The sequence below is a fragment of the Sulfuricurvum sp. RIFOXYD12_FULL_44_77 genome (assembly GCF_001830725.1).
GTDB lineage: Bacteria > Campylobacterota > Campylobacteria > Campylobacterales > Sulfurimonadaceae > Sulfuricurvum > Sulfuricurvum kujiense_A.
In genome coordinates, this window is sequence record NZ_MIBU01000033.1 from 1 (window position 1) to 2125 (window position 2125).

A 2125-nucleotide genomic window follows, 5' to 3' on the forward strand; every position below is an offset into this window, starting at 1 on the left:
TGCTGCGATGTCTTTTATGATACGAATTTTTTCATTGCAGCGTGTTTCCATGAAATCGCATACCGCTTCGATCGCCGTGTTGAACACTTCTCCCGCAATCATAACCCCCGTCGCCAGAATGATCAAGGAAGCATCCACCCACTCTTTATAGAGTATAACGGGGATGAGGAGGAGGACGGAGAGGATAATTTTGTACAAAACACTGAAATCGTAGATAACGGCAAAACGGAGACCCGAGAGGATAATTTTAAATTTTCGCAGCGGGTGATAGCCGTGTTCCCCTGTCTCTAAGAACTTGTTTTTCATCCCATTACCCCTGTTTTAACAATCCACGCGGTAATAACGGCCCACATAAAGGCGATGAGCATACCCGCCAAGATATCGGTCGGAAAATGGACTTGTAGGTACATTCGTGAGATAGAAACCGATACAACGAGGAGTAAAAGAAGTGAGAGCAGTATCCCTTGATAGAGCGATTGAATACCGGCGAGGGCCAGAGTAAGTCCAAAGGCGAATGCAGTGATCTGCGCCGTATGGGCACTTGGGAAGGAAGGATCGAGAGGGAGTTCATGGATAGCTCCGAACAAGAGAGGACGTTTGCGTTCAAATTCAAATTTGAGTGCATAGACGGTGATAACCGTCCCCCAAAAGGTGAGGCCCAAGATTTTTTCAAAATGGGCTATATGGGGACTCAGGGTGAGGGTCAATACAAGATAGAGAGGCAAAAGAATCCATAACGATCCCATCCACGTGATGGCGGAGAAAAAATGATCTAGATAAGGATGACGGATCGCATGAAACCACGTTAGAACGCTCTGATCAAAATAGACGACGTGATTGTTTTTCAGGTAGTGAGCCAGAAGAATAAAGAGAATAAAAGCGGCACCGAACAAGAAGAGCGAGAAGAGCCATGATTCACCCGAGAGAAATTTTAGATTAAAAGACATAGTTTACCTCTCTTTCTAAAAAAGATTGTATCACACTTAGCACTACGGGAGACGATTGAGGCGATCTTTTACCTCACTAAGACGGACGAAGCTGAATCCTTCTCCTTTGAGCTTGGTAACCCCCTCTATGATCCCCTCACGGGTGCCTCCCTCAGGATGATTCATATGAAAGAGGAGAATATCGCCACTGTGGGAATTGAGGAGCTGTTGTGCCACTTTGGAGGGGCTAAAGGTCGCTCCCGCATCTCCTAAAATACTGAACCCCGCGATTTCGACTCCGTTTTGATGCGCTATGCTGATAGCTTGTTCATCATAATAGGCGGTACCGGAACGGAAAAACAGGGGACGTTTACCTGTGAGTTTTTCGATCAGATCCCCGTTGCCGTTGATTTCACGTGCAACTTCCTCAGCTGAAGCGGTACCGGGGATATTATAAACACTTTTGCCGTTAACGGAGAGGGGGCGGTGGGCGGTACCGTGGTTGGCTATTTCAAACAGAGGATTGGCGGCTAATCGTGCAAAAATTTCCGGATTGCTTTGAATCCAGCGGGAGTTGATAAAGAGGGTAGCGGGAATATGGTTATCCGATAAAAAGTCGATCAGTTGTGCATCGTACTGCGAACTCCGAAAACTTCCTCCGCATGCATCAAAGGTGAGGGCGATCTCTTTTTTGGAGGAATCAAAGGTCGTGACGACGCCGCTCACATTTTCACCCCATTGCGCAGGCTCATCGGCAGTGAGTGAAAGGGGAGCGATTAAGAGTAAAAAAAGGAGGTTTTTTATCATAGAAATACCTTTATAGGAAAATGCGATTGTAGCGTAGAGTTTCTTTTAAGATATTTTTCACGCCCTGTGAGATATCATCAATTTATTTCTATAAGTAACGTTAATTTTATGAGTGAAGCGGGTGGAAAATGCCAAATAAAACAACCTATACAAAGATTGCGGCTAAGATTATTTTTATTACCATGCTCGTGACTCTCATAGCCGCGTATATGTACGGCGAATATATGAAGAGAGATGCGATTACGAATTTAGCCCATGTCGATGCTAAAAAAACGAGTATGCTTGTCTTTGAGACCCTCTATTCCGCTATGCAAAGAGGGTGGAATAAGGATGATTTAGAAGAGATTATTGCACGACTTAACAGTGTTGATAGCCAGATGAAAGTCAATGTA

Annotated in this window: 3 protein-coding genes and 1 pseudogene; 1 reads left to right on the forward strand and 3 read right to left on the reverse strand. The window is 44.9% G+C overall.

Going from position 1 to position 2125, the window contains the following annotated elements; all coding sequences use genetic code 11:
* The 3 genes from A2517_RS01715 to A2517_RS01725 all read right to left on the reverse strand — a co-directional run.
* On the reverse strand, positions 1 to 306 hold a 306-nt coding region (locus A2517_RS01715), incomplete at its 3' end, for a diacylglycerol kinase (RefSeq protein ID WP_294893642.1).
* The gene (locus A2517_RS01720; RefSeq protein WP_294893643.1) at positions 303 to 947 is read right to left on the reverse strand and encodes a phosphatase PAP2 family protein; all 645 of its coding nucleotides are present in this window, start codon (positions 945 to 947) and stop codon (positions 303 to 305) included. The genes A2517_RS01720 and A2517_RS01715, both read right to left, overlap by 4 nt.
* A 42-nt stretch (positions 948 to 989) precedes the next feature.
* On the reverse strand, positions 990 to 1733 hold the full coding sequence (locus A2517_RS01725; protein ID WP_294893644.1) for a polysaccharide deacetylase family protein: 744 nt from the start codon (positions 1731 to 1733) through the stop codon (positions 990 to 992).
* Positions 1734 to 1861: 128 nt separating this feature from the next.
* Between A2517_RS01725 and A2517_RS01730 the strand changes: the two are divergent.
* Positions 1862 to 2125: pseudogene (locus tag A2517_RS01730) on the forward strand (diguanylate cyclase); the annotation flags it as partial.